Origin of the sequence: Paenibacillus ehimensis NBRC 15659, assembly GCF_004000785.1 — a bacterium.
Classification (GTDB): Bacteria; Bacillota; Bacilli; order Paenibacillales; family NBRC-103111; genus Paenibacillus_G; species Paenibacillus_G ehimensis.
Window position 1 is genome coordinate 1 of sequence record NZ_BILX01000134.1, and the last position, 8509, is coordinate 8509.

The following is an 8509-nucleotide window of genomic DNA, read 5'->3' on the forward strand; positions in this document are numbered from 1 at the left end:
GGGGACATCGTACGCGGATTCGTGCGCACGTTCGACTTGGCGAAGCCGCCGCTCCTGCGCGTAGGTTTGGTCGAGCTGGCGAAGGACAAGCATATTCTGCTGCTCGATATGCACCACATCGTCTCCGACGGCATGTCGACGGACGTGTTGACCGAAGAGTTCGGCCGGTTGTACAACGGGGAAAGCTTGACGCCGCTGCGCATTCAGTACAAGGACTACGCAGTATGGCAGCAGTCCGAAGCGCAGCAGGAGCAGGTGAAACGGCAGGAGGCCTACTGGCTGGACATGTTCCGCGGCGAGCTGCCTGTGCTTGAAATGCCGACGGATTACCCGCGCCCTGCAGTGCGGAAATTCGAGGGAAGCACACTTTCTTTCCACTTGGATGCCGGACTGAACGAAGCCTTGAAGCGGGTCGCGGCGGAAAGCGGCGCAACGCTGTACATGGTATTGCTGGCTGCGTACAATGTCATGCTGCAAAAATATACGGGCCAGGAAGACATCGTCGTCGGTACGCCGATTGCGGGAAGAACGCACGGAGATCTGCAGCCGCTCATCGGGATGTTCGTCAATACGCTGGCGATCCGCAATTATCCGGCTGGCGGAAAGACGTTCCGTTCGTTCCTGGAGGAAGTGAAGGAAACGACCTTGGGAGCCTACGAGCATCAGAGCTACCCGTTTGAGGAGCTGGTGGAGAAGCTGCAGGTGCCAAGGGATTTGAGCCGCAACCCGATTTTCGACGCGATGTTCGTCCTGCAAAATACGGAAAACGAGGAGCTTCAGCTTGACGGACTTACGCTGGCTCCGTATCCGAGCGGCAATACGATCGCGAGGTTTGACCTGACGCTGGACGTGACGGAAACCGGCAGCGGGCTGGAGTGCAACCTCGAATACGCGACGGCCTTGTATGCAAGGGAAACGATCGAGCGGATGGCGAAGCATTTGGAGCAATTGCTCACTGCGATCGCGCAGGCTCCAGAAGCGCCGATTGCTGCGCTGGAGATGCTGACAGCGGAGGAGCAGGCACAGCTTCAGCGCGTGTTCAACGCTACGGCGGCGGACTATGAAGCGGACAAAACGATTCACCAATTGTTCGAGGAACAGGCGGCACGCACGCCGGATCATCCGGCCGTCGTCTTCGAAGACCGGCAGCTGACCTACCGGGAATTGAACGAACGGGCGAACCGTCTGGCGCGTACGCTTCAGGCTCTGGGCGTGAAGACGGATCAGCCTGTCGGACTTATGCTTGAGCGCTCTTTGGAAATGGTCGTCGGCATGTTTGCCGTTCTGAAAGCCGGAGGCGCCTATGTGCCGATCGATCCGGAATATCCGGAGGACCGCATCCGCTACATGCTGGAGGATTCGGGCGCGCAAGTGCTGCTGGCCCAGCGTCGTTTGCAGGAGCGCGTTTCGTTTGCCGGGACCGTCGTCACGGCGGATGACGAGCAGGCATACGCCGCGGATGGCTCGAACTTGGAGTCCGTCGCGAGTCCGAACGATTTGGCGTACATCATTTATACGTCGGGGACGACCGGCAAGCCGAAAGGGGTTATGGTCGAGCATCACGGGCTGTGCAGCCTGAAGCAAATGTTTGCGAACACCTTGCAGATGACCGGACAGGACCGGGTCGTTCAATTCGCGAGCCTGTCGTTCGACGCATCATGCTGGGAAGTATTCCAAGCCCTGTTCTTCGGCGCGACCTTGTACATCCCGACGAAGGAAACGATTCTGGATTATCAATGGTTCGAGCGGTACATGAGCGATAACGGCATTACGACCGCTACGCTGCCGCCGACCTATGCGGTCTACTTGAATCCGGACCACATGCCGGGCTTCAAAAAGCTGATCACGGCTGGCTCCGCTTCATCCTTGGAGCTGCTTCAGCAGTGGAAAGACAAAGTGAAATATTTCAACGCTTACGGTCCGACGGAGGACTCGATCTGCACGACCATTTGGACGCCTTCGACCGAAGACATCAGCCAGTTGAAGTCGGTGCCGATCGGGGGTCCCGTCGTCAATCACCGGATTTATATTGTCGATGCGCACAATCAACAGGTGCCCGTCGGCGTGGCCGGCGAGCTGTGCGTTGCAGGCGTAGGCCTGGCGCGGGGCTATTTGAACCGTCCCGATCTGACGGCGGAGAAATTCGTGGACAATCCGTTCGAGCCGGGCGAGCGGATGTACCGGACGGGCGATTTGGCGAAATGGCTGCCGGACGGAACGATCGAGTATTTGGGCCGGATCGACCACCAGGTGAAAATCCGCGGCTACCGGATCGAGCTCGGCGAGATCGAAGAGCAGCTGCTGAAAATCGCCTCCGTGCAGGAAGCGATTGTCATCGCGCACGACGACGCCAGTGGACAGAAGCAGCTGTGCGCCTATTTCGTGGCCGACCGGACGCTGACGGTGGGCGAGCTCAGAGGAGAGCTGTCCGGCGAGCTGCCGGGATACATGATCCCGTCGCACTTCGTCCAACTGGAGCGGATGCCGCTCACGCCGAACGGGAAGATCGACCGCAAGGCACTGCCCGCTCCGCAAGGAAACGCTGCGGCGGGAGCCGATTATGTTGCGCCCCGGAGCGAGGAGGAAAAAGTGCTCGCCGCCGTTTGGCAGGCTGTGCTGGGCGCGGAGCGCGTCGGAGCGACGGATCATTTCTTCGAGCTGGGCGGAGATTCGATCAAGTCGATTCAAGTTTCGTCCCGCCTGCATCAAGCCGGGTACAAGCTGGAAATCCGCGACTTGTTCAAATATCCGACGGTCGCGCAGCTGAGCAAGCATATCCGCCCTGTGGGACGGATGGCCGACCAAGGCGAGGTAAGCGGAGACGTCGCGTTGACGCCGATCCAGCACTGGTTCTTCGAGCAGCAGTTTGCCGAGCCGCATCATTTTAACCAATCGGTCATGCTGCATCGCAAGGACGGCTTCGACGAGACGGCGATTCGCAAGGTGCTGCGGAAGCTTGTGGAGCATCACGATGCGCTGCGCATCGTATTCCGCAAGTCGGAGAACGGCTACGCCGCATGGAACCGGGCTGTCGGGGACGGCGAGCTTTATGGTCTGGAAGTGGTGAACCTCAAAGGAATCGAAGCATCCGCGCAAGCGGTCGAAGCCAAAGCGAACGAAATCCAGAGCAGCATCGCTCTGGAAGCGGGACCGCTTGTCAAAGCGGGGCTGTTCCAATGCGCGGACGGCGACCATCTGCTGATCGCCATCCACCATGGCGTGGTCGACGGCGTCTCGTGGCGCATTTTGCTGGAGGATCTCGCGATCGGCTACGAGCAGGCCGTCAAGGGAGAAGAGCTTCGTCTTCCGGCGAAAACGGATGCGTACCGCACTTGGTCCGAGCAGCTTGCGGCGTATGCAGAAAGTCCGGTGATGAAGCGCGAGCAGGCCTACTGGCAGCGCGTCGCGCAAACGAAGGTGCAGCCGCTGCCTAAGGACACGCAAGTGGACGTTTCATTGCAGCAGGATAGCGAATCCATCTCGGTGCAGTGGACCCGCGAGGAAACGGAGCAGTTGTTGAAGGGCGTCCATCGCGCGTACAACACCGAAATGAATGATATTTTGCTGGCGGCGCTGGGGATGGCCGTTCAGAAGTGGAGCGGCCTCGACCGTGTGCTGGTGAATCTGGAAGGCCACGGCCGGGAATCCATCATGACGGACATCGACATTACCCGCACCGTAGGCTGGTTTACGAGCAAATATCCGGTTGTGCTTGAGCTGGAGCAAGGCAAAGACTTGTCCTATTTGCTCAAGAAAACGAAAGAAGACCTGCGTCAAATCCCGAATAAAGGGATCGGCTACGGCATATGCCGGTACCTCTCCGCAGCTAAGGACGACATCGCGTGGGGCGCGGAGCCGGAAGTCAGCTTCAACTATCTCGGACAATTCGATCAGGATCTGCAAAACAGCGACATCGGGGTATCGGCGCATACGGGCGGCAAGCAGTCGAGCGACCGGCAAAAGCGCAGCTTCGCGCTGGATATCAACGGCATGATTGCAGATGGAACGCTGTCGCTCGAGCTGAGCTACAACGGCAAGGAATACCGCCGGGAGACGATGGAGCGTCTGGCCGCTTCGCTTCAGGAGAGCCTGCGCGACATCATCGCACATTGCGTTTCGAAAGAGCGGACGGAATTGACGCCAAGCGACGTTCAGTTCAAAGGCCTGAGCGTGGAGGAGCTTGAGCAGCTTTCCGCGCAAACGCGGCAGATCGGGGACATCGAGAACATCTATGCGCTCACGCCGATGCAAAAAGGAATGTGGTTCCACAACACCTTGAACCGGCACGGCGGAGCTTATATCGAGCAAACGCTGTTTAACGTCCGGGGCGCTCTGAACATCGAGCTGTTCGCCCGAAGCTGGAACGAGCTGGCGGCGCGGCATGCCGTGCTGCGCACCAACTTCTACAGCGGGTGGAGAGGGGAACCGCTGCAGATCGTCTACCGCCACAAGCCGGTCGAGTTTGCTTACGAAGACCTGCGCCATTTGGCCGAGGCCGAATGGAGCGCGTATCTCGATCAACTGGTGAACGACGACAAGATCCGGGGCTTCGATCTGGAGCAGGATGCGCTGATGCGGGTGAAAGTCGTCCGCACGCAGGCAGAAAGCTTCCATGTGCTCTGGAGCTTCCATCATATTTTGATGGACGGCTGGTGCTTGCCTCTGATTGCCAAAGAGCTGTTCGACACGTACGAGGCTTACCTGCGCAACGATCTGTCCGAACGGCCTGCGGCTCCGTCCTACAGCCACTATATCGAATGGCTGGAGAAGCAGGATGTGGAAGCGGCGGCCCGTTACTGGTCCGAATACCTGGCAGGGTATGACAGCCAGACGACGCTGCCTCAAGGCAAATTGCACAACAAGGACGGAGAGTACGCGGGAGCCCACGTTCTCCAACCGCTGGGCAAGAGCTTGACCGAACGGATGAGCCGGATTGCCAAGCAGCATCAGGTGACCGTCAATACGTTGATGCAGGCGGCATGGGGCATTATTTTGCAGAAATATAACGGAACGGACGATGCGGTATTCGGCAGCGTCGTTTCGGGAAGATCCGCGGAGATCCCGGGGATCGAAGAGATGATCGGGCTGTTCATTAATACGATTCCGGTCCGCGTCTCCTGCGAGGCGGAGCAAAGCTTTGCCGACGTGATGAAGCGCGTGCAGGAAGCGGCCCTGGAGTCCGGACGCCACGATTATTATCCGCTGTACGAAATCCAGGCGCAGAGCGCCCAAAAGCAGGATCTGATCGGCCATATTATGGCTTTCGAGAATTTCCCGATGGACGAGCAGATCGAGCAGGCGGGCGGCGATGAGGACGGAAAGCTTACGATTACGGATGTCGACATCGCGGAACAAACGAACTATGACTTTACTCTGGTCGTGATGCCGGGTGAAGAGCTCGTCGTCCGCTTTGATTACAATGCGTCCGTATACGAACCGACTGCCATGGAACGGCTGATGGGACATCTTGTCCACGTGCTCGAGCAGGTCACGGCCAATCCTCAGGCTCCCGTAAGCGAGCTGGAGCTGGCGACTGAGGCGGAGAAGGCGGAGATTATCCGCGTATTCAACAATACGGCGGCGGAATATGAGCAGGAGCAGACGATTCACGGGCTGTTCGAAGAGCAGGCGCTGCGCAATCCCGATGCGGTGGCGGTTGTGTTCGAGAAGACGCAGCTTACGTACGGGGAACTGAACGAGCGGGCGAACCGTCTGGCGCGGACGCTGCGCGATGCCGGAGTACGGCCGGATCAGCTGGTAGGCCTTATGGTCGAGCGCTCGCTGGAGATGGTCGTCGGCATGATGGCCATTATGAAAGCCGGCGGCGCCTATATTCCGATCGACCCGGAATATCCGGAGGACCGCATCCGCTACATGCTGGAGGATTCGAGTGCGCAAGTGCTGCTGACGCAGCGTCATTTGCGGGATCGCGTATCGTTTGCCGGGACGTTCTTAGCGGTGGACGACGAGCAGGCGTATCATGCGGACGGCACAAATCTCGGGCCGGTCGTCGGACCGAATCATCTGGCGTACGTGATCTATACGTCCGGAACGACGGGCAAGCCGAAAGGGGTTATGGTCGAGCATCACGGGCTGTGCAGCCTGAAGCTGATGTTCGCGAACACGCTGGGGATCACCGAGGAAGACCGGGTCGTACAATTCGCAAGCCTGTCGTTTGACGCGTCGTGCTGGGAAATTTTCAAAGCGCTGTTCTTTGGCGCTGCGCTGTATATTCCGACATCGACGACCATTCTCGACTATCCGCTGTTCGAAAGCTACATGAACGAGAACGGCATTACGGCGGCGATCCTGCCGCCGACTTACGCGGCTTATCTGAATCCGGACCGGATGCCGAGCCTGCAAAAGCTGATCACGGGCGGTTCGGCGGCTTCCGTCGAATTCGTTCAGCAGTGGAAAGACAAGGTGCGGTACTTCAACGCCTACGGACCGACGGAAGCTTCGATCGTAACGTCGATTTGGGACGAGGCGTCGGACGGTCTCGGAGACCGGAAGTCGGTGCCGATCGGCCGGCCGCTTGCGAACCACCGCATCTACGTCGTGGATCCGCACAACCGGATGCTGCCTGTCGGCGTAGCCGGGGAGCTGTGCATCTCGGGCGTCGGGCTGGCGCGGGGGTACTTGAACCGTCCCGAGCTGACGGCGGAAAAATTCGTTGACAATCCGTTTGAGCCGGGCGAGCGGATGTACCGGACGGGCGACCTGGTCCGCTGGCTGCCGGACGGCAATCTCGAATACTTGGGCCGGATCGACCATCAGGTGAAAATCCGCGGCTACCGGATCGAGCTTGGCGAAGTGGAGGCGCAGCTGGCGAAGGTCGACGCCGTGCAGGAAACGATCGTCCTCGCGCGCGAGGACGCCGGCGGACAGCAGCAGCTCGTCGCATACTATGTAGCGCAAAGAGAGCTGACGGCAGCGGAACTGAGAGCGGCGATGTCGCAGGAGCTTCCGAACTATATGATTCCGTCGTATTTCGTCCAACTGGCGCAGATGCCGCTTACGCCGAACGGAAAGATCGACCGCAAAGCGCTGCCTGCTCCGGAAGGAAGCATGCATGGGGGCGGGGAGTACGTCGCTCCGCGGACGCCGACGGAAGCCAAGCTGGCACGCATCTGGCAGGACGTGCTCGGGCTGGAGAAGGTAGGCGTGAAGGACAACTTCTTCGAGCTTGGCGGACATTCGCTGCGTGCGACGGCACTGGCCAGCAAGGTCCGCAAGGAGCTGAATATGGAGCTTCCGCTGCGGCACATTTTCCAATTCCCGACGGTCGAGCAGCTGGCTGAGGCGATCGGGCAATTGGAGCAGCAGGAGTTCGATGCGATTCCTGTCGTCGAAGAACGGGAATACTATCCGGTTTCCTCGGCACAGAAACGGCTCTACATCCTGAATCAGCTGGAAGGAGCTGCCCAAAGCTACAACATGCCGGGCGTGATGGGGCTTGATGGAGCGCTGGACCGCGAGCGGTTCGAAGAAACGTTCCGCAAGCTGATTGCGCGTCATGAGACGCTGCGGACGGGCTTCGAGCTGGTGAACGGCGAGCCGGTGCAGCGGATCTATCCGGAAGTGGATTTTGCCGTCGAAACGGTTCAGGCCGGCGAGGAAGAAGCCAAAACGATCGTGCGCGACTTTATCCGTCCGTTTGATCTGGCGAAGCCGCCTCTTCTGCGGGTAGGCTTGATCGAGCTGGCGCCGGAGCGGCACATCTTGATGCTGGATATGCATCACATTGTTTCCGACGGCGTCTCGGCGGATGTCCTGGTGGAAGAGTTCGCCCGGCTGTACAGCGGGGAGGAACTGCCGGCGCTGCGCATCCAGTACAAGGATTATGCCGTATGGCAGCAGTCCGAAGCGCAGAAAGAGCAGCTGAAGCGCCAAGAGGCGTACTGGCTCGAAGCGTTCCGCGGGGAGCTGCCGGTGCTCGAAATGCCGACGGACTATACCCGTCCTGCCGTGCAGAGCTACGCCGGCGATACGCTTGATTTCCGCATGAGTTCGGAAATCACCGAGGGGCTGAAGCGGATCGCAGCGGAGAGCGGCGCGACGCTGTACATGGTGCTGCTGGCCGCCTACACGGTGCTGCTGCAAAAGTACACCGCCCAGGAGGACATCGTCGTGGGTACGCCGATTGCGGGCAGAACCCATGCCGATCTGCAGCCGCTGATCGGGATGTTCGTCAATACGCTGGCGATCCGCAACTATCCGGCGGCGGATAAAACGTTCCTCTCGTATTTGGAGGAAGTGAAGGAAACGACGCTTGGCGCGTTTGAACACCAGACGTATCCGTTCGAAGAGCTGGTGGACAAGCTGCAAATGGCTCGGGATTTGAGCCGCAATCCGCTCTTTGACACGATGTTTTCCCTGCAAAATACGGAAAACAAAGAGATGCATCTTCCAGGTCTTCACCTGACACCGTACCCGACCGAGTACGGCATGTCGAAGTTCGACCTGAGCCTCGACGTGATGGAGGACAGCGAGGGTCTGGAATGCAGTC

Annotated in this window: 1 protein-coding gene; it reads left to right on the top strand. The window is 59.3% G+C overall.

Annotated elements, in window-relative coordinates:
* A partial coding sequence (locus PEH01S_RS33385; RefSeq protein ID WP_127490361.1) for a non-ribosomal peptide synthetase occupies nucleotides 1-8509 on the top strand: 8509 nt, incomplete at both ends.